Source organism: Streptomyces sp. NPDC016469, assembly GCF_040632905.1.
GTDB lineage: Bacteria > Actinomycetota > Actinomycetes > Streptomycetales > Streptomycetaceae > Streptomyces.
On the sequence record NZ_JBEYCQ010000018.1, the window covers coordinates 86,462 to 108,317 of the forward strand.

The following is a 21,856-nucleotide window of genomic DNA, read 5'->3' on the forward strand; positions in this document are numbered from 1 at the left end:
GGTCGCGTCCAGTCGCGTCCAGTCGCGCTCAGGGGATCAGAGGCAGCGCGGCCAGCTCGGCGATCGCCCAGGTGAGGGGGGCGAAGAGGGCAAGGAGCGCCGCCGCGCGCAACGCGGTCGCCGCGCGCAGCGCCGAGGCCGGGGCCCCGAGCCGCAGCAGCGCCCTGGCCGTCTCGGCTCGGGCCTGGCGGGCCTCCAGGGCCGAGGTCAGCAGCGTCGCCGTGGTGCAGCCGACGACGAGCACCGCCCCCAGGGCCGTGAGCGGGCCGAACGGCCGGGGTCCCGTCCCGTACAGCGCGAAGGCGGCGATGACCGCCGACAGGACGGCGCAGACGATGCCCAGCGGGCGGCCGATCCGGCGCGCCTCGTCCATCAGGACCCGGCCGGCCAGCAGGCGTACGGCCCCGGGCCGGACCGTCTGGAGCAGCTTGCCGCACAGGTAGGTCAGGCCGGGGCCCGCCGTGGCCAGGCCGATCGCCGTGAGCGTCCAGCCGACGAGCACCGAGGCCGGGGTGGAGTCCAGCTTGCCCGGGAGCGGGAAGGGGCTGCCGGCCGTGCCCCGGCTCGCGTACGCCTCGACGGCGAGCCCGGCGGCGGTCAGGGCGACGCCCCAGGGCAGCCCGGCCGGCGGCGTGGCGGGGGCGGGGGCCTCCTCGGCGGGCACCGGTTCGCCGCCGTCGTCCGTCTCGCGCGCCGCCCGCACGGGCCGGCCGCGCAGCGCCAGCGCACTGGCCGTCGCGGCCGCCACCGGCACCAGGGCCAGCAGGACCAGCACGGCGGCGATGGGCAGCGACGCGTCCGCGCCGAGCAGATCGGCGGCGGCACCGTCGAACGGCAGCCCGGACAGATCGCCGCGCAGATGCAGGAAGAACAGCAGCGCCACCGCGGAGCCCAGGGTGCACGAGACGGCGGTGGAGACCGCGGCGAGCACGCTGAGCTTCACCGGCCCGAGGCCCACGGCGGACAGCCCGGTGCGCGGCCGGGTGCTCGGGTCCGTACGGGCCACCGCGACGGCGAACTGCACGGTGGCGGCCAGCGGGACGAAGCACCACAGCAGCCGCAGCACCGAACCCGCCGAGTGCGGGTGCCCGGCCGCGTAGCCGAGGGTGCACAGGAGCAGGAAGCCGACCCCGGCGGAGGCGGCCGCGACCAGCAGCCGCCGCACCAGGACCAGTGGATGGGAACCGCGGGCTAGACGGAGAGCGAGCACGCCGCGCGCCCCTCCGGATCGGCTTCGGCGGGCAGGCCGACGGTCGAGACGCGGCGCCCGTCGAGCAGGGGCACCACTCGGTCGGCGAGCGCGGCGATCTCGGCGTCGTGCGTGGCGAGCACCACGGTGATCCCGTGCGAGCGGGCGGCGCTGGTCAGGGTCCGCAGGACGTGCGTGCGGTCCGTGCGGTGCAGCGTCGCGGTCGGCTCGTCGGCGAAGATCACCGAGGGCCCGGCGGCCAGCGCGCGGGCCACGGCGATCCGCTGGCGCTGGCTCTGCTGGAGGGCGTGCGGGCGCTTCTTGGCGCACGTGCCGATGTCCAGGCGCTCCAGCCATTCCGTGGCGGTCTTCCTGGCCTCCCGGTGCGAGGCGCCGCGCAGCAGGAGCGGCAGGGCGGTGTTCTCCCAGGTGTTCAGCTCCGGGACCAGCTGGGGCTCGGGAGCGATCCAGCCGAACTTGTCGCGGCGCAGCCGCTCGCGCAGCCTCGGCCCCATCGTGTGCACGGGCACGCTGTTGAACCAGACCTCGCCCTGCTCGGGCACGAGCTGGCCGGAGAGGCAGTGCAGCAGCGTCGTCTTGCCGCTGCCGCGCGGACCGGTCACCGCGAGGATCTCGCCGTCGCGGATGCCCAGGGAGACCCCGCCGAGCGCGGGTGAGCCATTGTGGGAGTGCTGCAGGGAACGCGCCCAGATCACATCGTTGTCCGGCGGGGCCACCATGGCGTACACCTCGGTTCAGATCAGATATCCCGCCCCCGTACGGGGGAACGAAGAGAGGGCCGAACGGTCACTCGGCACCGTAAGGATTCGGATCGCGGTGAGCGGACAGCACGCGGCCCGGGCCCGCCTCTTCCCACTCGATCGGCCGCATCCGGGCCGCTCCGGGCGCTGGGGGACGCCTTGCCCGGCACCGCACGGCGGCGCCCGACTACGCTGGTCGTCTCACCCATTGGACATACACGAGGAGGGGTGGCCGTGACCGCCGAGGTACGCCGTCTGCGCAACTACATCAACGGGGAGTTCCGGGACGCCGCCGACGGGCGGACGATCGACGTGGTCAACCCGGTGACCGAGGAGGTCTACGCGACCTCGCCGCTCTCCGGCCCCGCCGACGTCGACGCCGCGATGGCCGCCGCCGCGGCCGCGTTCCCCGCCTGGCGCGACGCCACACCGGCCGAGCGCCAGCGCGCCCTGCTCAAGATCGCGGACGCGTTCGAGGAGCGGGCCGAGGACCTCATCGCCGCCGAGTCCGAGAACACCGGCAAGCCGATCGGGCTGACCCGCACCGAAGAGATCCCGCCGATGGTGGACCAGATCCGCTTCTTCGCGGGTGCCGCCCGGCTCCTGGAGGGGCGCTCGGCCGGCGAGTACATGGAGGGGCTGACCTCCATCGTGCGGCGCGAGCCGGTCGGCGTCTGCGCGCAGGTCGCGCCGTGGAACTACCCGATGATGATGGCCGTCTGGAAGTTCGCCCCGGCGCTCGCCGCGGGCAACACCGTGGTCATCAAGCCGTCCGACACGACGCCCGCCTCGACCGTGCTGATCGCCGAGATCATCGGGCAGATCCTGCCCAAGGGCGTCTTCAACGTCATCTGCGGCGACCGGGACACCGGCCGTGCGATGGTCGAGCACCGGACCCCGGCGATGGCCTCCATCACCGGCTCGGTGCGGGCCGGCATGCAGGTCGCCGAGTCGGCCGCCAAGGACGTCAAGCGGGTCCACCTGGAGCTCGGCGGCAAGGCGCCGGTCGTCGTCTTCGAGGACACCGACCTCGCCAAGGCCGTCGAGGACATCTCGGTCGCGGGTTACTTCAACGCCGGGCAGGACTGCACGGCCGCCACGCGCGTGCTGGTCCACGAGTCGATCCACGACGAGTTCGTCACCGCGCTGGCCAAGGCCGCCGCCGACACCAAGACCGGGCGGCCGGATGACGAGGACGTGCTCTACGGCCCGCTCAACAACGCCAACCAGCTGGCCCAGGTCAGCGGCTTCATCGAGCGCCTTCCCGCCCACGCCCGGGTCGAAGCGGGCGGCCACCGGGTCGGTGACAAGGGCTACTTCTACGCCCCGACCGTCGTCTCCGGGCTCAAGCAGGACGACGAGATCATCCAGCACGAGGTCTTCGGCCCGGTGATCACCGTCCAGTCGTTCCGCGACGAGGCGCAGGCCGTGGAGTGGGCGAACGGGGTCGAGTACGCCCTGGCCTCCTCGGTGTGGACCAAGGACCACGCGCGCGCCATGCGGATGTCGAAGAACCTGGACTTCGGCTGCGTCTGGATCAACACCCACATCCCGCTGGTCGCCGAGATGCCGCACGGCGGTTTCAAGAAGTCCGGTTACGGCAAGGACCTCTCGGCCTACGGCTTCGAGGACTACACGCGCATCAAGCACGTGATGACGTCCATCGAGGGCTGAGCGACCCCTCCGCGGCCCTGTGCGAACCAGCCGGTACGCACAGGGCCGCGGGCCTTCCCGCGCTGTACACGGGGCGGCGTAAAGAGCCGGTAAATGCGGGCGTACGCTGCGGACATGAGCGAGCGAAACGCCCTGCGGCGGCGTATACGCGTGTGGTTGGTCGTCTTCATCGTCTGTCTGGTCCTGAGCGGGCTGACCGCCTTCCCGCTCGTCCACGAACTGCGCTGGACCGAGGATCTGCTGACGTCCTCGGCCTCCCCCGTCCCCGAGCACTTCCCGGATCTGCTGGAGTGGATCACCCGCGTCCGTACCGGCCTCGACGAGGCAGACGCCCGGTATCCCTTCGTGCTGTACGGCACCGACTGGCTGGCCTTCGCCCACCTGGTCATCGCGGTCGCCTTCTACGGGCCCTTCCGCGACCCGGTCCGCAACATCTGGGTGATCGAGTTCGGCATGATCGCCTGCGCCGGGATCATCCCGCTCGCGCTGATCTGCGGGCCCATCCGCGACATCCCCTTCTGGTGGTCCGTCATCGACATGTCATTCGGCGTGCTCGGGGTGATCCCGCTGCTGCTCGTGCACCGCGCGATCAAGCGGCTGGAGGCCCTGGAGCGCGTGCCGGAGCCGGAGCCGGCCGCCGCCTGACTCAGTCGCCCGACGGAGCCCCGAAGACCGTGGTCACGAGGCCCATCACCAGCTCGTTCTCACCCCCGGCCTTCGCGTCCGTGGAGTTGACGCTGTAGACGAGGGAGCGGGAGAGGTCGCGGGTGGCGCCGAGCCCCGCGTTGTAGCCCCAGCGGCCGCCGGTCTTGCCCCAGACCTGGCGGCCGCCCAGCTGCCAGGCGGTCAGGCCGGCGCTGTACATGGGCTTCCTGCCGGTCACGAAGTCGCGCACCGAGGAGTCCGGCAGCGTGAACATCTCCTCCAGCAGGGGGCCGCGCACCACCCGGCCGCGGAACAGCGCGGTCAGGAAGCGCTCCAGGTCCGCGGTGGTGGAGATGATGTCCCCGGCCGCCCAGCCGTCGGTCGCTCCCCACACGCTGACGTCCCGCAGAGTGACCGTGCCGTCCTCCGACTTCATGCGCTGGTACCCGTGGTTGTGCGGTCCGTGGATACGGGGGTCGGAACCGGGGAAAGACGTGTCGCTCAGGCCCAGCGGGGCCAGGATGCGGCGGGAGACCTCCGCCGCGTAGTCGTGCCCGGTGACCTTCTCGATCAGCAGCCCGGCCACCGTGTAGTTGATGTTGAGGTAGTGCTGCCGCTTCCCCGCCGGGAACTCGCGCTCCTTGGCCGTGGCCGAGGCGACCAGCTCGCGCGCGTCGAAGCGGTGGAACCGATTGGCGTACCACTCCTCCACCGTGTCGCCCGGGAAGTCGGCGGACGGCAGCCCGCTGGTGTGGTTCAGCAACTGGCGCACGGTGACCGCCCCGTACGCCTCGGGGATCAGCTCCGGCAGGTAGGAGCGGACCGGGCGGTCCAGGCCGAGCTTCCGCTCGGCGACGAGCTGGAGCACGGTCGCCGCGGTGAAGATCTTGGTCACCGACCCCGCCCGGAAGCGCGCGTCCGGGTCCGCCGGGCGTCGCGTCACCAGGTCGTGCACCCCGGCGGAGCCGCGCCAGGCGCCCGCGGTACCGCCCAGCCGGACCAGGGCCGCGGTCGCCTCGTCGTCCGGCAGCCCGGCGATGAGGTCGCTCAGCGCCTCGGTGTCCGCGCCCGTGTACGCCGGGGTGGTCGCGTGCGTCCCGCCCGGCGCCGGGGCGCCCGTCGCGAGGGCCGGCCCCGCGGTGCCCGCCGCGAGGCCGGCGACCAGAGCGGCGGCGAGGACGGTGCGGACGGTTCGGTTGATCATGCGGTGCCTCCGGGCGGAGAGATCGGCGGCGGGGCCGCTTCGGCCGCGCCGTTGTCGGTCTCATCCTGTGCAACCGGGGGCACCGGCGGATCACCGGAGCGGGGGGTTTCCCGCGGGTTCCCTCCTCCCCTGCGCGGGGGAGGCCGCTCCCTCCGGCGAGGGAGCGACCAGCCCGGTCTCGTAGGCGCAGATGACGGCCTGGATGCGGTCGCGCAGGCCTAGCTTGGACAGCACGTTGCCCACGTGCGTCTTCACGGTGTGGTCACTGACCACCATGGCCGCCGCGATCTCCGCGTTGGACAGCCCGCGTGCCAGATACAGCAGCGTCTCGCGCTCCCGGGCGGTCAGCACGCCGAGCCGCCGCTCGTCCGGGCCCGTCGCCGGTGCGGCCGGCGGGCGCGAGGTGTACTCGGCGATCAGCCGCCGCGCCACCGAGGGGGCCAGCAGCGAGTCACCCGCCGCCACCACCCGTACCGCGTGTACGAGGTCGTCCCGGCGGACGTCCTTGAGCAGAAAGCCGCTCGCCCCGGCGTGCAGCGCCTCGTACACGTACGCGTCGGAGTCGAACGTCGTCAGCATGACCGTCCGGCAGGCGGTCCGGGCGCTGATCTCGCGGCAGGCGGCGATACCGTCGAGGACGGGCATCCGGATGTCCAGCAGGGCCACGTCCGGCTCCAGCCGGCGCACCGCGTCCACTGCCTGCGCCCCGTCGCCCGCCTCCGCCACCACCTCGATGTCCGGCTGCGCGTCCAGAATCATCGCGAAGCCGCTGCGGACCAGCTCCTGGTCGTCCGCCACCACGACACGGATCGTCAACTCCCCACCTCCGCCGCCGACGTTACCGGCAGGAGCGGCAGCGTGACGTCGACCAGGAAGCCGCGTCCGTCCGGTCCCGGGCCGGTGCGGACGCTGCCGCCGTGCGCCGCCGCCCGCTCCCGGATGCCGATGAGCCCGTGCCCGGCTCCGCCGCCCGCGCCCGCGCCCCGGCCGTCGTCGGTCACCGAGACGGTCAGGCCGCTCTCCCCGTACGCCAGCAGGATGCCGGCCCTGGTGGCGGCGGCGTGCTTGACCGTGTTGGTCAGGGCCTCCTGCACGATCCGGTACACGGCGCTGTCGGTGTCGCGGGGCAGCGGGCGCTCCGGACCGGTCACCGTGTGGGTGACCTCCAGGCCGCTGGAACGTACGCGCTCCACGAGTGCCGGGAGGCCGGCCAGGGCCGGCTGCGGGGCCCGGGGCGCTCCGGGCCCCTGCCCCTCCTCGCGCAGCACCCCGAGCATCCGGCGCAGCTGGACCATCGCGTCCCGGCCGGCCTCCGAGATCGCGTCGAACGCCGCCTCGGCCTTCTCCGGGGCCGTACGGACCGCCACCGGGCCGGCCTCCGCCTGCACGATCATCAGGCTCACCGCGTGCGACAGGATGTCGTGCATCTCGCGGGCGATCCGGGCCCGTTCGCGCGCCGCCGCCTGCTCGGCCTCGATCCGGCGGGTCACCTCCAGCTGCCTCGCCCGGTCCTCGACGGCCCGGGTGTACGCCTGACGGGTGTCGGTGAACCGGCCTAAGCCGTAGGCCGCCGTGAACACCATCAGTGAGAAGACCAGTTCACGGACCTCGCCCGTGTTGAGGGCGACCGAAGGGAAGACGACGGCCAGGGTCAGCGCCCCGCAGAGCCGGCGGGCCGGCGGCGGGGCGTGGGCGGCGACACTGTAGAGGGCGACCAGGCCCGTGTACGGCAGGGTCTGTCCCGGGCCGTCGACGACCAGCCCGTACAGGCTCTGCGCCACCACCACCGCCAGCAGCACCCGCACGGGGGCCCGGCGCCGCCACAGCAGCGGAAGCACGGTCAGGGTGGTCAGCAGATACGCGGACACCGTCGCGGGTTCGAGGCGGGGGTCGCGGGGAAGCACCCACGGGACCGACACCGCCGCCTGCACCACAAGGACCACACCGATGTCGGTCATCCGGGGGCCCGGGCCGCCGGTCTCCCGAAGCCTCCGCCAGGCGGTACGGGGACGTATCACGGTCTCCGCCCGGCGGTGTCCCGGTCGATCAGCCTGCGGAGCACATCGATCCGGTTGGTGGTGACGGAGTCCACGCCGTGGCCGATCAGCCGGCGCATCGTCCGGCCGGTGTCGGCGGTCCAGGCCGAGACCAGCAGCCCGTCGCGGTGGTTGCGGTCCGTCAGCTCCCGGCTGACCAGCCCGAACCGGTAGTTCAGCCAGCGCGGCCGGACCGCGTCGAGCAGCGCGGCGCGGGGCGGGGCGAGCGTGGTCCAGGTCATCGCGATCTCGGCGGACGGGTCGGCCGCCCGTACCCGCAGCATCGCCTCGGGCCCGGCGCAGTAGTAGACGCGGTCCCCGGCCCCGCACTCCCGTACCACGCCCACCGTGCGCTTCACCGACTCCGTCGTGGCGCCCGGCAGATCGATCATCACGCGGTGCGCGCCGACGGAGAGCAGCGCCTCCCGCAGCGTCGGCACACCGTCCGCCGTCAGCTCGGTCAGCTCCTGGTGGCCGAGCCGGTCCAGCCGCAGGCCATGGCCCCACAGCCGGTCCAGAGTGGCGTCGTGCAGCAGGACCGGCACCCCGTCCCGGGTGAGCCGGACATCGATCTCCACCGCGTCCGCCCCGCGTTCGAGCGCGGAGCGGATCGAGGGGAGGGTGTTCTCGCGGGCGCGGTACGGATCGCCGCGATGGGCGACGGCGGTGACAGGCGTGGGGATGGGCATGGGCGCCATTGTCGCCGCCCGGGGATCACCGTCCGGCGCGGTCGAGCCAGTTGGTGGTGTACGTGTCGATCTCGTCGGTCAGCGTGCGCTTGCCGGCCGGGTCCAGGAAGGACGCCTCGACGGCGTTCTTCGCGAGCGCGGCCAGGCCTCGTTCCTCCAGGCCGAGGGCGCGGGCGGCCACCGCGTACTCGTTGTTGAGGTCGGTGCCGAACATGGGCGGGTCGTCGCTGTTGATCGTGACCAGCACCCCGGCCCGGACCATCTCGCGGACCGGGTGCTGCTCGATGTCCTTCACCGCCCGGGTCGCGATGTTGGACGTGGGGCAGACCTCCAGGGCGATGCGCTGCTCGGCGAGGTGGTCGAGCAGCTTGGGGTCGGCGACCGAGCTGGTGCCGTGGCCGATGCGCTCGGCGCGCAGCGCGGTCAGCGCGTCCCAGACGGTCTGCGGGCCCGTGGTCTCCCCGGCGTGCGGCACGGAGTGCAGGCCCTCGGCGATCGCGCGGTCGAAGTAGGGCTTGAACTGCGGGCGGTCCACGCCGATCTCCGGGCCGCCGAGGCCGAACGAGACCAGCCCCTCGGGCCGCAGGTCCACCGCGAGCCGGGTGGTCTCCTCGGCGGCCTCCAGGCCGGCCTCACCGGGGATGTCGAAGCACCAGCGCAGTACGACGCCGAGCTCCCGCTCGGCCGCCTTGCGGGCGTCCTCGATCGCCTCCATGAAGCCCTGCTCGGGAATGCCGCGCCGGGTCGAGGAGAACGGGGTGACCGTCAGCTCCGCGTACCGGATGTTCTGCCGGGCCATGTCACGGGCGACCTCGTACGTCAGCAGCCGGACGTCCTCCGGGGTGCGGATCAGGTCCACGACCGAGAGGTAGACGTCGATGAAGTGGGCGAAGTCGGTGAAGGTGAAGTAGTCGGCCAGCGCCTCGGGGGCGGTGGGGACCTTGGAGTCGGGGTGGTGCGCGGCCAGCTCCGCGACGATGCGGGGGGAGGCCGAACCGACGTGGTGGACATGGAGCTCGGCCTTGGGCAGCCCCGCGATGAAGGGGTGCAGGTCGGTCATCGGGGCCTCCGTGGGCGTGGAGTGTGACGGGCTCCGGCCGTGGGGCGGCCGGGGCGGGGACGGGAGTCATCGTAGGACGGGCCCGTAGCATGACCGCATCACGATGGGGGAGGCCCATGTCAGACAACACGGATCAGCCTGCGGACGGGGCCGCACCGATCGACCCCTGGGCACCGCCGGAGCGCCGCGCGCCTCGCGAGAACCCGGCGGTCACGGACAGCCCCGAGCCTTCGGACAGCCCGGCGCCCCCGGCCGGCCGCGTGCCCCTGGACAAGAAGCCCGGCCCTGAGGGCCCCGGCGCCGAGAACCCCGGCGCCGACGCCCCGCGCACCCCGGCCGACGGCATATCCGGCGACGGCATATCCGACGCCCCGCGACCGCCCGCCGTGCACGACCAGCTGACGGTCACCTCCATGCCGGGCATCGGAACGGGCCCGGGACGGGAATCGGCACCGCACGCCGGATTCGGCGCCCCGCGGACCGGGCCCGCCGGATGGGCCGCCCCCGGAGCGCCCGGTGCGGTGCCCCCGCCGCCCGTCGGGCCGAATGGCCCGGGGCAGCCCGGACCGCCGCCCCAGGACGGCTACCCCGGCACCCAGCCGCAGTACGGCTACCCCGGCCCGCAGGCCCCGCAGTACGGCTACGCCGGCACTCAGCCCCCGCAGTACGGCTACCCCGCCGGGCAGGCCCCGCAGTACGGCTACCCGGGCTACCCCGGTTACGGGAATCCATGGGGCGGTCCGGCGCCCGCCAACGGGATGGGCATCGCGGCCCTGGTGCTCGGCATCATCGCGACAGCCGGCTTCTGCATGTACGGCCTGGGCATCATCCTCGGCATCCTCGCGCTGATCTTCGGCATCATCGGCCGCGGCCGCGCCCAGCGGGGCGAGGCCGACAACGGGGGCGTGGCGCTCGCCGGGATCATCCTCGGCTCCATCGGCATCGTCGTCAGCGCGGCGTTCCTCGGCTTCTTCATCTGGCTCGTGACCAACGACGACTTCGATGACGACGACAGCGGGTCCGACTACGAGCCCGCGTCCGTCTCCCTCGTCGCCGAGGCGTGCGAGCTTCCGCCGCTGGGCCACTTCTCCGTACGGGCCTGAGCGGACGGGGACGCCGGCCGGCGGGGCGCCGGAGGGCGTCCCGCCGACCGTGTCATATGGACTCGGCCGCGCCCCGCAGCTCCTCCCGGGCCGCCATCAGCGCGAACCCCAGCAGGTTGAGCCCGCGCCACGCCGCCGGGTCCTGGGCACGCGGGTCGTCCGCCGACAGCCCGATGCCCCAGATCCGGTCCATCGGGCTGGCCTCCACCAGCACCCGGTCCCCGGTGCGGAGCAGAAACGCGCCCAGCTCCGGGTCCTGGCCGAACTTGTGCAGGCTGCCCGCCACCACCAGGCCGTACCGCTCGCGCTTCCAGACGGCGTCGTCGAAGCCCCGGACCAGTCGGCCGATCTTCTTCGCCTCGGCGGGGCTCTTCGCCGCCACCGCCCGCTCCGCCGCCTCCGCGTCGCCGAACAGCCGGGCCTTCCCGGCCATCATCCAGTGCTCCGCCGACGCGTACGTCACGCCGTCGACCGTGAACGGCGAGGGCCACCACTGACTGAGGCAGCTCGCGCCGATGCTGCCGTCGGGGCGTGGCCGGTGCCCCCAGAAGTGCAGGTACTCCACCTTCTCGCCGCGGCCGGTCAGCTCGACGAGGTCCCCGACACTGCGCGCATCCCCCATGTGTTCCATGCTCCGGAGTCTGCCATCCGCCACTGACAACGAGCCCGTGTGACCCAGATCACTACCTATGGGTAGTCGAACCCGCGTCATGGATCGGCCCCCACCCGCTCTCCCCGGTGAACGCGCCCGCCGCCCGGCCGGCGCGACTCGGATGGGGAGGCGGGCCATGACGGGCTCGGAGGTCAGGGCAGCGGTCGAGTGGCTGGCGTCGGCGGCGCCAGATCCGGTCGCCTGCCGGTGGGACTGGGAGCGCGATCCGCGGGGGATCGCGCTCCTGCCCGCCGGCCGGCGCTGGGACGTGCTCATCCTGCCGGGGGAGCTGGGCTATCCGACGCTCGATGTGCTGACCCGGCTCATCGACCGGCCGGGGCCGGTCCTCGCGGACTTCGGCGAGTCCCGGATGGGCTTCTTCGTGGCACCGGGCACCGTCGCCAGCTGGGTCGGCACGGGCGTCCGGGGGGCCGGGCTCGGCACCTGGATCGTCGTCCCGCACCCGGGCCGCCCGGCCGGAAAGGTGCGCTGGCTCGTCCCGCCCGACGGCTCGGGCACCCTCACCGACGCCACGCTCCTGGAACTCGCGATGCACGAGGCGGCGGCGGGACCGACGGGCGGCGAGGGGGCCTGACGCTGCCAGAGGTCTTGACAACCCGATTGGTCTGGACCATGTTGTGCGCGCCGCATCAATTCCCCGCGCCGCATCAATTCCCCCCTGTACGGAGGCCGTTGTGGAACGCACAAGACCCCCTGCCCGCATGACCGGACTGGTGGCCGCCTTCTCGGCCGCCCTCCTGGCCGCCGGTGGCCTCGCCGCCTCGGCTCCCACCGCCGCCGCGGCCGACGCCGAGGTGGCGAGCAACGGCACCTTCGAGGCCGGGCTGTCCGGCTGGAACTGCTCCGGCGGCAGCGGAGCGGCCGTCAGCACCCCCGTACACGGCGGCACTTCGGCGCTGAAGGCCACCCCGGCCGGCAGCGACAACGCCAAGTGCGCCCAGTCCGTGAAGGTCAAGCCCGGCTCCACGTACACGCTGAGCGCCTGGGTGCAAGGCAGTTACGTCTACCTCGGCGCCTCGGGCACCGGCACGACGGACGTCTCCACCTGGACGCAGTCCGCCCCCGGCTGGCAGAGGCTCACGACCACCTTCACGACCGGGCCGTCCACCACCTCGGTCAGCATCTACACGCACGGCTGGTACGGCACCCCGGCCTACTACGCCGACGACGTCAGCCTGATCGGCCCCGGAGGCGACCCGGTCGTGCTGCCCTCCGCCCCCACGGGCCTCAAGACCGGCACGGTCACCTCGTCCTCGGTCGCCCTGTCCTGGACGGGCTCCTCCGGGGCCACCGGCTACCACGTCTACCGGGGCGGCACCAAGGTCCAGAGCGTCACCGGGACCTCGGCGACCGTGACCGGACTCAGCCCCTCCACCGCGTACAGCTTCCAGGTCAGCGCCGTCAACGAGGCGGGTGAGTCCGCCAAGTCGGCCGCGGTCTCGGCGACCACGAGCAAGGGCAGCGACGGCGGTACCGGTACCCAGCTGCCGGCCCACGCGCTCGTCGGCTATCTGCACGCCAGCTTCGCCAACGGGTCCGGCTACACGCGCATGGCGGACGTGCCCGACTCCTGGGACGTCATCGATCTGGCCTTCGGCGAGCCGACCTCCGTCACCTCGGGCGACATCCGCTTCAAGCTCTGCCCGGTCACCGAGTGCCCGAACGTCGAGTCGGAGGCCGAGTTCAAGGCGGCCATCAAGGCCAAGCAGGCCGCCGGCAAGAAGGTGCTGATCTCCATCGGCGGCCAGAACGGCCAGGTGCAGCTCGCCACCACCGCGGCCCGGGACACGTTCGTCTCCTCGGTCGGCAAGATCATCGACGACTACGGCCTCGACGGCCTGGACATCGACTTCGAGGGCCACTCGCTCTCGCTGAACACGGGCGACACCGACTTCCGGAACCCCACCACCCCGGTGATCGTCAACCTGATCTCGGCGGTGAAGACCCTCAAGGCCAAGTACGGCGAGAAGTTCGTCCTCACCATGGCCCCGGAGACCTTCTTCGTGCAGCTCGGGTACCAGTACTACGGCTCCGGCCCCTGGGGCGGCCAGGACCCGCGCGCCGGCGCCTATCTGCCGGTGATCCACGCGCTGCGCGACGACCTCACCCTGCTGCACGTCCAGGACTACAACTCGGGCTCCATCATGGGTCTGGACAACCAGTACCACTCCATGGGCGGCGCCGACTTCCACATCGCGATGACCGACATGCTGATGGCCGGCTTCCCCGTCGCCGGCGACCAGACGAAGGTCTTCCCCGGGCTGCGGCCCGACCAGATCGCGATCGGCCTGCCTGCCTCGACCCAGGCGGGCAACGGACACACCTCGCCCGCCGAGGTGACCAAGGCACTGAACTGCCTCACCAAGAAGACCGACTGCGGCTCCTACGCCACCCACGGCACCTGGTCGGGCCTGCGCGGCCTGATGACCTGGTCCGTCAACTGGGACCGCTTCAACAACTGGGAGTTCTCGAAGAACTTCGACGCCTACTTCGGCTGAGCACCCCGTACAACAGCAGGAGCAGCAGCCCGCACAGGAACCAGCTGCCCAGCACATCCAGCGGCCAGTGATAGCCGCGGAGCACCAGACCGATGCCCGTCGCCGCCGTCAGCAGGACGGCGGCGACGGGCATCATCCACGTGTGCCGCCCGCGCCCGGCGAGCAGCAGCGCCGAAGCCCCGTACGCCACCGCCGCCGTCGCCGCGTGTCCCGACGGGTAGTAGCCGGTGGCCTCCGTCAGCGGCCCGGGCCGGGCGATCCATTCCTTCAGCGGTACGACGAGCAGGGGAACCGCCGCCATCGCGAGGGCCGCGCCCAGCACCTCCCACCGCCGTCCGCGCAGCACGGACCAGCCGATCGCGCACGCCAGCACCGGAAGGGCGACCTGCATGTTGCCGAGATCGGCGAGGAATTCGGTGAGCCATCGGGGACCGTGGCCGACGAAGGCCCGTCCGGCGCGCTCGTCGAGGCCGCGCAGCGGGCCGTCGGCGGCGATCTGCCAGGTGGTCAGCGCGAAGAGGGCCGACAGGCCCGACACCAGGGAGAGGAAAAAAGCCGTCCGCCCCGGAACTGGGGGGGTTGTTCCGGAGCGGACGAGTGGACCGGTTTGCCGCACGCCCCGGGGGGTGTGGGGCGAGCGGCCATCCGATCGGTGAGGAGTTCCGGAGCGTGGTGCCCCAGTGGTGTGCGCGAAGGCACGCCCGGGACGGTGCTGGGGAAGCCCCGACCCGGATTCACCCGCAGTCCCCTGCGGGCGGGGTGTTTCTCTCATCTGCGAAGACCGTACGTCAGGGGAAGGGGGACCGATAGCGGGTACGGTATCCCGCCATCGGCCCCCCACCTTTTCTTCACAGGCACACACGGAACCCGGGGTCAGATCCCGGCGAAGGCGCCTTCCAGGACGTCCAGGCCCTCGTTGAGCAGGTCCTCGCCGATCACCAGCGGCGGCAGGAAGCGCAGGACGTTGCCGTACGTGCCGCAGGTGAGGACGAGAACGCCCTCGGCGTGGCACGCCTTCGCGAGCCGGGTGGCCGCCTCCGGGTGCGGGTCCTTCGTGCCCGGCTTCACCAGCTCGATGGCGATCATCGCGCCGCGGCCCCGGATGTCACCGATCAGCCCGCCGTTCGGCAGCTTCGCGCGCATCGCTTCGAGGCGGCCCTTCATGACCTCCTCGATGCGCTTCGCCTTCTTGTTCAGGTCCAGCTCGCGCATGGTCTCGATCGCCCCGAGGGCGCCCGCGCAGGCGACCGGGTTCCCGCCGTACGTACCGCCGAGGCCGCCGGCGTGCGCCGCGTCCATGATCTCGGCGCGGCCGGTCACGGCCGACAGCGGAAGGCCGCCCGCGATGCCCTTGGCGGTGGTGATCAGGTCCGGGACGATGCCCTCGTCCTCACAGGCGAACCACTGGCCGGTCCGGCAGAAGCCCGACTGGATCTCGTCGGCCACGAAGACGATGCCGTTGTCCTTCGCGAACCGGGCGATCGCCGGCAGGAAGCCCTTGGCCGGCTCGATGAAGCCGCCCTCGCCGAGCACCGGCTCGATGATGATCGCGGCGACGTTCTCCGCGCCGATCTGCTTGGTGATCTGGTCGATGGCCTGGGCGGACGCCTCCGGGCCGGCGTTCTCGGCGCCGGTCGGCCAGCGGTAGCCGTACGCCACCGGCACCCGGTACACCTCCGGCGCGAACGGGCCGAAGCCGTGCTTGTACGGCATGTTCTTGGCGGTCAGCGCCATCGTGAGGTTCGTCCGGCCGTGGTAGCCGTGGTCGAACACGACGACCGCGGTCCGCTTGGTGTACGCGCGGGCGATCTTCACCGCGTTCTCGACGGCCTCGGCGCCCGAGTTGAACAGCGCGGACTTCTTCGCGTGGTCGCCCGGGGTCAGCTCCGCGAGCCGCTCGCAGACCTCCACGTACCCCTCGTACGGCGTGACCATGAAGCAGGTGTGGGTGAAGTCGGCGAGCTGCGCGGAGGCCCGGCGCACCACGGCCTCGGCTGAGGCGCCGACCGAGGTCACGGCGATGCCGGAACCGAAGTCGATCAGACGGTTGCCGTCCACGTCCTCGATGATCCCGCCGCCCGCCCGCGCGGTGAACACCGGCAGGGTGGAGCCGACGCCCGCGGCGACCGCCGCGAGCCGGCGGTCTTGCAGCTCGACCGACTTCGGACCGGGGATGGCGGTGACGAGTCGGCGCTCCTGCGGGATTTCGGTCATGCGGGGCTCCTGGGGGTGTTTCGGACGCTTCTTCGTTGTGCAGGCTAGGCGCGTGACCCGGGGACGGGCATGCTCCGATCGGTAGTGGTCGCGTACGTGTCGTTGTCCGCGAAGGACAGAAGGCGGCGCGCGGGCTCGGGGCGCCATCCCGGCGGTCACTATCCGGGCGCGTTGCTGAACTCACCGTGTGCGCGCACTAGATTGGCCGGTGCAGCGACGGACCTGGCTGGTCGAGGGGGCAACGGTTCATGGACAACGACGGGACGCACGGCGCGTGGGACACGCGGGGTGCGCAGCCGCCCGAGGCGCGGGCCGGAGGCCCCGTACCGCGTCCGGCGGGTCCGCCCCCCGCCGCCCCGCCCGCCTACCCGCCCGCGGTCCCGCCGCCCGCCCGGCCCCCCGCCGTGCCGGCGCCGCCCGCGCATACCCCGGCGCCGGGCACCGCTTCGCCCACCGCCGACTGGTTCAACGCGCCCCGACCCCAAACCGGACCCGGCGTCTGGCGGTACGGATTCGTGCCCCGGCCCGCCGAGCGGCCGCCGCGCCCCTCGCTGGTGGGCCCGGCCGCGACGCTGATCCTCTGGCTGCTGCTGTGGCTGCTGCTCTCGGCGCGCGCCGTCCCCTATGTGTTCAAGCCGATCGAGATCATCACCGGGCCCAAGTGGTGGGTCCTGGGCGGTCTGCGGGACGACGCGCCGGGCCTGGTGGTCGACTCGACCACCCTGTACTACGAGGTCCTGGTGCTCATCCTGGGCTTCTACGCCGCACGGGTCGGCGGCTGGGCCCACGTCCTCCGGTACTTCACTGGCGAGCGGTACGAACGCCTCAGGCTGACGCTGTCGGTGGCCGCCGCGGTGGTGCTGCTGTGGCTGGCCTGGACCCCGAAGGTGCCGCTGCTGCTCGTGCTCATGGGGTCGGCGCAGGACTGGCTGCTCAGCGGCGACCGGCTGAAGGCCACCGTGGCCGCCTACACCTGCTACGCGCTGACCACCGCGATCGTGGTGTGGCCCATCGCCCGGGCCGCCCACTGGGGAGACGCCCTCCGCGACCTCCGGGCCGGACGCGCGCCCGCCCGCCCCCGGGTCGCGGACGGCACCGCCCCCGCCCCCGCGGACGGCCCCCTGCGCGCCCAGTGGCCCGACCTGCGTGCCGCCGGCGCCGCCGACGCCGCCGAGGCGCTGACCGCCGCCGTGTACGCGGGCCGGATGAACGACGTGGACTGCGTACGGGTGGGCCACGCCTGGACCGGGGCGCGCGGCCGCCCCGACCGGCTGGCCTCCTTCACCGAGACCGTGCTCCGCAAGGGCGCCGACGCCTTCCTGCATCCCTCCGGCCTCCGGGACGTGCCCCGGCGCACCGCCACCCACGACCCGCTCACCGGCCAGGTCCGCATCGGGGAGTGCGCCGACGACCCGCGCAACCCCTACCCGCGCCGGGGCTCCGGCATGGCGCTGGAACCCTCCTCGCTCGGCACATCCCTGCTCGTCGTCGGCCCGCCCAGCTCCGGCAAGACCGGGCGGGTCGTCAGGCCCGTCGTGGAAGCCCTCGCGCTGCGGGCGCTCACCGGCCAGGCCGCGGTGCTCGCCGTCGGCGGCGCGGGCGGCGGCCTCGGCCCGGACGACGCCTACGACGTCGTCATCCGCATCGGCGACCCCGCCTCCCTGCACGACTTCGACCTGTACGGCGGCACCACCGACCCGGACGAGGCCGCGGCGGCCCTCGCCGAGGGGCTGGCCGGGGACATCCCCGCATTGGAGACCCGGCGCGCCGCGACCGCCCTCGGGCAGCTGCTCGGCCCGTTCCGCACGGTCCACGGCCGCTTCCCCTCCGTACCCGAACTCCGCGAACTCCTCGAAGGCTCCGCAGCCGCGCTCGGCGCCCTGCGCGAGGCCCTGGAGGCCGGGGGGCACCAGGCGATGCTGCGCGAGCTGGAGGCCAGGGTCCGCCAGGCGGGCGGCGGCGCCGATCCGGCCGCCGTCCTGGCCGACCGGATCGCCACGCTCGACCGGCCCGCCTTCGCGGGGTTCTTCGCCACCGGCGAGGGTGCCCGGCCGTTCTCGCTGCGCTCCCTGGGCCGGCACCCGCTGCGGGTCCGCGTCGACCTGCCGGAGCGGGTTCACGCCGAGGCGTCCCGCATCCTGGCCCGCCTGGTGCTCGCCCAGTTCAACGCCGTCACCGCAGCCCGCACCGACCGCTCGCTGTTCGTCTGCCTCGTCCTGGACGACGCCACCCACACCGTCACCGCCGACACCGTCCGGGGCATCCGCCGCCTCCGGTCCGTCAACGCGGCGGCGGTCCTCGCCCTGCGCACCCTGGACGACGTCCCGGAGGGGCTGCACGCGGCGCTGCTCGGGGCGTTCGGCTGCACCATGGTCTTCCCCGGCCTCACCACCTGGGACGGCAAGCGCTTCGCGGAGGCCTGGGGGAAGGAGTGGGTGGAGGTCCGTGAGGTCGCCCAGCACGGCGTCTTCGCCGACCAGCCGCTCACCCGCGCCCTGCACTCCCTGCGCAAGATGGCCACCGGCAAGGCCGTGACCACGGACGCGGTGACCGTGCGCCAGGTCGAACGGGAGCGGTGGTCCGCCTCCGCGCTCGCCTACGAACTGCCGCACGGCCACGCGGTGCTCTCCCTGACCACCGTGGACGGCGAGCACATGCCCCCGTTGCTCGTGCGGCTGGCCGACTGAGGAGGGGGAGGGGCGGCAGGGGCGTAAGGGACGCGAGTGGCAGCGGTGACAGGGACTCTGCCACCCTGGCAGAATCGAAGTGAGCCGTTCATACGGGACGGCGAAGTCGCCCCCTGCCGAAGGCCCTCAACCCCATGCCGCCCACGCTCGCCTCGCTCGTCCAGCACTCGGCGCTCAAACTCACGGTGCGCGCGGGGGCGGACCGCCTCGACACCCCAGTGCGCTGGGCACACGCCAGCGAGCTGACCGACCCCGTCCCCTACATGGAGGGCGGCGAACTGCTGCTGGTCACCGCCACCAACCTGGACGCGGAGAACCCCGAGGCGATGGGGCGCTACGTGCGCAGGCTCGCCGATGCGGGGGTCGCCGGGCTCGGCTTCGCCGTCGGCGTCAACTACGACGAGGTCCCCCGGCCCCTGATCGGAGCCGCCGAGGAGGCCGGGCTCCCGCTGCTCGAAGTGCCCCGCCGCACCCCGTTCATCGCCATCGCCAAGGCCGTCTCCTCGCACATCGCGGCCGATCAGTACCGCGCGGTCACCGCCGGCTTCGAGGCGCAGCGGGAGCTGACCAGCGCGGCGCTCGCCGGGGACGGCCCCGCCGCCCTCCTCACCCGCCTCGCCGCCCACGTCAACGGCTGGGCCGCCCTCTACGACACCGCCGGGGCCGTCGTGGCCGCCGCACCCGACTGGGCTGCCCGCCGCGCCGCCCGGCTCACCCCCGAGGTGGAGCGGCTGCGGGCCCGCCCCGCCCCGGCCAGCATGGTCGTCGGCGACACCGAGGACCGCGTCGAGCTCCAGTCCCTGGGCACCGGCCGCCGGGTCCGCGGCGCCCTCGCCGTCGGCACCGGGGCGGCCCTCGGCACCGCCGAGCGGTACGCCGTGCACTCGGCGGTCGCCCTGCTCACCCTCACCACCGCCCGCTCCCGCGCCCTCCAGGGCGCCGAACAGCGCCTCGGCGCGGCGGTGCTCCGGATGCTGCTCGCCGGCCAGCCCGACCACGCCCGCGCCGTCGCCGGGGACCTCTACGGCGGGCTGCTCGACGCCCCCTTCCGGCTGCTCATCGCCGAGGGCCAGCACCCCACGGCGACGGCGCTCCTGGCCGACGCGCTGGACACCGCCGCAGACCGGTCCGGCGAAACCCTGCTGATGGTGCCCGAGGGTGAACGGCTCCTGGTGCTGGCCGCCGACGGCGGCGCGGCGGTGACCGCCTGCGCGGCGTACGCCGAGGCGCAGGACGAGCTGACCCCGCGCGAGCCGGCCGCCGCCCAGGAGACGGACATCGTGGTGGGCATGTCCGCACCGGCCGGCCCGGTCGCCGTGTCCGCCGCGTACAAGCAGGCCGAGCAGGCCCTCTCGGTGGCCCGCCGCCGGGGCCGCGCCCTGGTCGAGCATGCGGAGCTGGCCACCGGGTCCGTGCTGCCGCTGCTCGCCGACGACGCGGTGCGGGCCTTCGCGGACGGCATGCTCCGTGCTCTGTACGAGCACGACGCCAAGGGCCGGGGCGATCTGGTCGCCTCCGTGCGCGCCTGGCTCTCGCACCACGGCCAGTGGGACGCGGCCGCCGCCGACCTGGGAGTCCACCGGCACACCCTGCGGTACCGGATGCGGCGGGTGGAGGAGATCCTCGGCCGCTCGCTGGACGACCCGGACGTCCGGATGGAGCTCTGGCTCGCCCTGAAGGTCACCACACCCCCTGGGGCCAGTCCGGCGGATCTTCGTGGGTCCGCGAAGATCCGCCGGACGGGCCCTGGCCAATAAGGCGCACCCGGGCCGCTGTCCGCTCCACGCAGGACAAACGCCAGGCGGCCGCCCCGGCCCTACCGTGGGGGCGGACACACCCCACGCCATCGAAGGGCCGGAACTCCATGACCTCCACCCACGCCTTCTGGCTGGCCGGCCGCCAGGCCACCGGCGAGGAAAGCTTCGACGTCACCAACTCCTGGGACGGGCGCCTCGTCGGGACGGTCTCCGTCCCGACCCAGGCCCAGGTCGAGGAGGCGGTCGCCGCCGCGCACGCCGTGCGCGAGGAGTTCGCCGCGACCCCGGCCCACGTCCGCGCCGCCGCGCTCGACCACGTGGCCCGCCGGCTCGCCGAGCGCACCGAGGAGATCGCCCAGCTGATCTCCGCCGAGAACGGCAAGCCCATCAAGTGGGCGCGCGGCGAGGTCGGGCGGGCCGTGTCCGTGTTCCGCTTCGCCTCCGAGGAGGCCCGCCGGTTCAACAGCGGAGAGGCCCAGCGCCTGGACACCGACGCCGGCGGCACCGGCCGGCTCGGCCTCACCCGGCGCTTCCCGCGCGGCACCGTCCTCGGCATCGCGCCCTTCAACTTCCCGCTGAACCTGAGCGCCCACAAGGTCGCCCCGGCCATTGCCGTCGGCGTCCCGATCATCCTGAAGCCGGCCCCGGCCACCCCGATCTCCTCGCTGGTCCTGGGCGAGCTGCTGGCCGAGACGGACCTCCCGGCCGGCTCCTGGTCCGTCCTCACCGTCCCCAACGACCGGATGCCCGCCCTGGTCCAGGACGAGCGGCTGCCCGTGATCTCCTTCACCGGGTCGGCCCCCGTCGGCTACGCGATCATGGACTCGGTGCCCCGTAAGCACTGCACGCTGGAACTCGGCGGCAACGGTGCCGCCGTCGTCCTCGGCGACTACGCCACCGACGAGGACCTGGACTGGGCCGCGACCCGCATCGCGACCTTCTCCAACTACCAGGGCGGCCAGTCCTGCATCTCCGTCCAGCGCGTCATCGCCGACGCGGCGGTGTACGACCGGCTGCTGCCCAGGATCGTCGCCGCCGTGGAGGCCCAGGTCACCGGCGACCCGTCCGACCCCACCACCGACGTCGGCCCGCTCGTGGACGAGGCCGCCGCCCGGCGCGTCGAGTCCTGGGTGGACGAGGCCGTCGCGGCGGGCGCCCAACTCCTCGCGGGCGGCAAGCGCGACGGGTCGACGTACGCCCCGACCGTCCTCGCCGGGCTGCCCGACGGCGTCACCCTCGCCGCCGAGGAGGTCTTCGGGCCGGTCCTGTCCGTGCAGAAGGTGAACGGCGAGGCCGAGGCGTTCGCCGCCGTCAACGCCTCGCAGTACGGGCTCCAGGCGGGCGTGTTCACCCATGACATCCAGGCCGCCTTCCGCGCCCACCGCGCGCTGGAGGTCGGCGGTGTGATCATCGGCGACGTCCCCTCGTACCGCGCCGACCAGATGCCGTACGGCGGAGCCAAGCAGTCCGGTGTGGGCCGCGAGGGCGTCCGCTACGCGATGGACGACTACACCTACGAGCGCGTCCTCGTCCTCACGGACCTCGCGCTCTGACGCCCACGCGGGCGCATGCCGCACCCCGCGGCGGGCAGTGGAGTGGCGGCCGACCCGATCGGCGCCCCGAGGCTGGTCGGGGCGGCGGGAATCGGGTACATACGGACGAGTAG

Annotated in this window: 18 protein-coding genes; 8 read left to right on the forward strand and 10 right to left on the reverse strand. The window is 73.4% G+C overall.

The window, feature by feature from the left end:
* Positions 1 to 28: 28 nt before the first annotated feature.
* Positions 29 to 1,210, reverse strand: coding sequence for a hypothetical protein (locus tag ABZ565_RS21645; protein ID WP_361029130.1), 1,182 nt, complete (start codon positions 1,208 to 1,210; stop codon positions 29 to 31).
* Positions 1,192 to 1,929 carry an ATP-binding cassette domain-containing protein gene (locus tag ABZ565_RS21650; RefSeq protein ID WP_361029133.1) on the reverse strand — a complete coding sequence of 246 codons (738 nt, stop codon included), beginning with the start codon at positions 1,927 to 1,929 and terminating at the stop codon, positions 1,192 to 1,194. Before ABZ565_RS21650 ends, ABZ565_RS21645 begins: the two co-directional genes overlap by 19 nt.
* Before the next feature lie 255 nt (positions 1,930 to 2,184).
* On the opposite strand from ABZ565_RS21650, the gene ABZ565_RS21655 reads away from it, so the two are divergent.
* Entirely contained in the window at positions 2,185 to 3,624 is a 1,440-nt protein-coding gene (locus tag ABZ565_RS21655; protein WP_361029136.1) for a gamma-aminobutyraldehyde dehydrogenase, read from the forward strand.
* Positions 3,625 to 3,738: 114 nt separating this feature from the next.
* Positions 3,739 to 4,269, forward strand: a complete 531-nt coding sequence (locus ABZ565_RS21660) for a hypothetical protein (protein ID WP_361029139.1) — start codon at positions 3,739 to 3,741, stop codon at positions 4,267 to 4,269.
* A 1-nt stretch (position 4,270) separates the two neighbouring features.
* Here ABZ565_RS21660 and ABZ565_RS21665 read toward each other — a convergent pair whose 3' ends face one another.
* The 5 genes from ABZ565_RS21665 to ABZ565_RS21685 form a co-directional block, all read right to left on the reverse strand.
* Positions 4,271 to 5,470 carry a serine hydrolase domain-containing protein gene (locus ABZ565_RS21665; RefSeq protein WP_361029306.1) on the reverse strand — a complete coding sequence of 400 codons (1,200 nt, stop codon included), beginning with the start codon at positions 5,468 to 5,470 and terminating at the stop codon, positions 4,271 to 4,273.
* Between the two features lie 93 nt (positions 5,471 to 5,563).
* A complete protein-coding gene (locus ABZ565_RS21670; protein ID WP_361029142.1) occupies positions 5,564 to 6,289 on the reverse strand; it encodes a response regulator transcription factor in 726 nt (241 codons plus the stop codon).
* Complete coding sequence (locus ABZ565_RS21675; RefSeq protein ID WP_361029145.1) at positions 6,286 to 7,431, reverse strand: histidine kinase; 1,146 nt, start codon at positions 7,429 to 7,431, stop codon at positions 6,286 to 6,288. Before ABZ565_RS21675 ends, ABZ565_RS21670 begins: the two co-directional genes overlap by 4 nt.
* 56 nt (positions 7,432 to 7,487) lie before the next feature.
* A complete protein-coding gene (locus tag ABZ565_RS21680; RefSeq protein ID WP_361029148.1) occupies positions 7,488 to 8,198 on the reverse strand; it encodes a glycerophosphodiester phosphodiesterase in 711 nt (236 codons plus the stop codon).
* A gap of 25 nt (positions 8,199 to 8,223) precedes the next feature.
* Complete coding sequence (locus ABZ565_RS21685) at positions 8,224 to 9,258, reverse strand: adenosine deaminase (RefSeq protein ID WP_361029151.1); 1,035 nt, start codon at positions 9,256 to 9,258, stop codon at positions 8,224 to 8,226.
* A 116-nt stretch (positions 9,259 to 9,374) separates the two neighbouring features.
* On the opposite strand from ABZ565_RS21685, the gene ABZ565_RS21690 reads away from it, so the two are divergent.
* Complete coding sequence (locus ABZ565_RS21690; RefSeq protein ID WP_361029154.1) at positions 9,375 to 10,361, forward strand: DUF4190 domain-containing protein; 987 nt, start codon at positions 9,375 to 9,377, stop codon at positions 10,359 to 10,361.
* 52 nt (positions 10,362 to 10,413) lie between these two features.
* Here the strand turns inward: ABZ565_RS21690 and ABZ565_RS21695 are convergent, their stop codons facing one another.
* A complete protein-coding gene (locus ABZ565_RS21695; RefSeq protein WP_361029309.1) occupies positions 10,414 to 10,983 on the reverse strand; it encodes an NADAR family protein in 570 nt (189 codons plus the stop codon).
* A 166-nt stretch (positions 10,984 to 11,149) separates the two neighbouring features.
* Between ABZ565_RS21695 and ABZ565_RS21700 the strand changes: the two genes are divergently transcribed.
* Together ABZ565_RS21700 and ABZ565_RS21705 are read left to right on the forward strand one after the other, a co-directional pair.
* Complete coding sequence (locus tag ABZ565_RS21700) at positions 11,150 to 11,608, forward strand: hypothetical protein (RefSeq protein WP_361029157.1); 459 nt, start codon at positions 11,150 to 11,152, stop codon at positions 11,606 to 11,608.
* 100 nt (positions 11,609 to 11,708) lie between these two features.
* Positions 11,709 to 13,532, forward strand: coding sequence for a glycoside hydrolase family 18 protein (locus tag ABZ565_RS21705; protein ID WP_361029160.1), 1,824 nt, complete (start codon positions 11,709 to 11,711; stop codon positions 13,530 to 13,532).
* Here ABZ565_RS21705 and ABZ565_RS21710 read toward each other — a convergent pair.
* Complete coding sequence (locus ABZ565_RS21710; protein WP_361029163.1) at positions 13,486 to 14,304, reverse strand: phosphatase PAP2 family protein; 819 nt, start codon at positions 14,302 to 14,304, stop codon at positions 13,486 to 13,488. The genes ABZ565_RS21705 and ABZ565_RS21710 overlap by 47 nt on opposite strands.
* Before the next feature lie 101 nt (positions 14,305 to 14,405).
* Positions 14,406 to 15,746, reverse strand: a complete 1,341-nt coding sequence (gabT, locus tag ABZ565_RS21715; RefSeq protein ID WP_361029166.1) for a 4-aminobutyrate--2-oxoglutarate transaminase — start codon at positions 15,744 to 15,746, stop codon at positions 14,406 to 14,408.
* A gap of 248 nt (positions 15,747 to 15,994) precedes the next feature.
* Between gabT and ABZ565_RS21720 the strand changes: the two genes are divergently transcribed.
* The 3 genes from ABZ565_RS21720 to ABZ565_RS21730 all read left to right on the forward strand — a co-directional run bounded on the left by ABZ565_RS21720 (position 15,995) and on the right by ABZ565_RS21730 (position 21,743).
* Complete coding sequence (locus tag ABZ565_RS21720; RefSeq protein WP_361029169.1) at positions 15,995 to 18,433, forward strand: ATP/GTP-binding protein; 2,439 nt, start codon at positions 15,995 to 15,997, stop codon at positions 18,431 to 18,433.
* A 134-nt stretch (positions 18,434 to 18,567) separates the two neighbouring features.
* The gene (locus ABZ565_RS21725; RefSeq protein WP_361029172.1) at positions 18,568 to 20,190 is read left to right on the forward strand and encodes a PucR family transcriptional regulator; all 1,623 of its coding nucleotides are present in this window, start codon (positions 18,568 to 18,570) and stop codon (positions 20,188 to 20,190) included.
* Between the two features lie 107 nt (positions 20,191 to 20,297).
* A complete protein-coding gene (locus ABZ565_RS21730) occupies positions 20,298 to 21,743 on the forward strand; it encodes an aldehyde dehydrogenase family protein (protein WP_361029175.1) in 1,446 nt (481 codons plus the stop codon).
* The last annotated feature ends 113 nt before the right edge of the window (positions 21,744 to 21,856 follow it).

Bases quoted from the DNA above. Each gene is read 5' to 3' on its own strand.
- ABZ565_RS21650 (WP_361029133.1), bottom strand. From the start codon at position 1,929: ATGGTGGCCCCGCCGGACAACGATGTGATCTGGGCGCGTTCCCTGCAG.
- ABZ565_RS21660 (WP_361029139.1), top strand. From the start codon at position 3,739: ATGAGCGAGCGAAACGCCCTGCGGCGGCGTATACGCGTGTGGTTGGTC.
- ABZ565_RS21675 (WP_361029145.1), bottom strand. From the start codon at position 7,431: ATGACCGACATCGGTGTGGTCCTTGTGGTGCAGGCGGCGGTGTCGGTC.
- ABZ565_RS21680 (WP_361029148.1), bottom strand. From the start codon at position 8,198: ATGCCCATCCCCACGCCTGTCACCGCCGTCGCCCATCGCGGCGATCCG.
- ABZ565_RS21685 (WP_361029151.1), bottom strand. From the start codon at position 9,258: ATGACCGACCTGCACCCCTTCATCGCGGGGCTGCCCAAGGCCGAGCTC.
- ABZ565_RS21690 (WP_361029154.1), top strand. From the start codon at position 9,375: ATGTCAGACAACACGGATCAGCCTGCGGACGGGGCCGCACCGATCGAC.
- ABZ565_RS21695 (WP_361029309.1), bottom strand. From the start codon at position 10,983: ATGGGGGATGCGCGCAGTGTCGGGGACCTCGTCGAGCTGACCGGCCGC.
- ABZ565_RS21700 (WP_361029157.1), top strand. From the start codon at position 11,150: ATGACGGGCTCGGAGGTCAGGGCAGCGGTCGAGTGGCTGGCGTCGGCG.
- ABZ565_RS21710 (WP_361029163.1), bottom strand. From the start codon at position 14,304: ATGAGAGAAACACCCCGCCCGCAGGGGACTGCGGGTGAATCCGGGTCG.
- gabT (WP_361029166.1), bottom strand. From the start codon at position 15,746: ATGACCGAAATCCCGCAGGAGCGCCGACTCGTCACCGCCATCCCCGGT.
- ABZ565_RS21720 (WP_361029169.1), top strand. From the start codon at position 15,995: ATGGACAACGACGGGACGCACGGCGCGTGGGACACGCGGGGTGCGCAG.
- ABZ565_RS21725 (WP_361029172.1), top strand. From the start codon at position 18,568: ATGCCGCCCACGCTCGCCTCGCTCGTCCAGCACTCGGCGCTCAAACTC.
- ABZ565_RS21730 (WP_361029175.1), top strand. From the start codon at position 20,298: ATGACCTCCACCCACGCCTTCTGGCTGGCCGGCCGCCAGGCCACCGGC.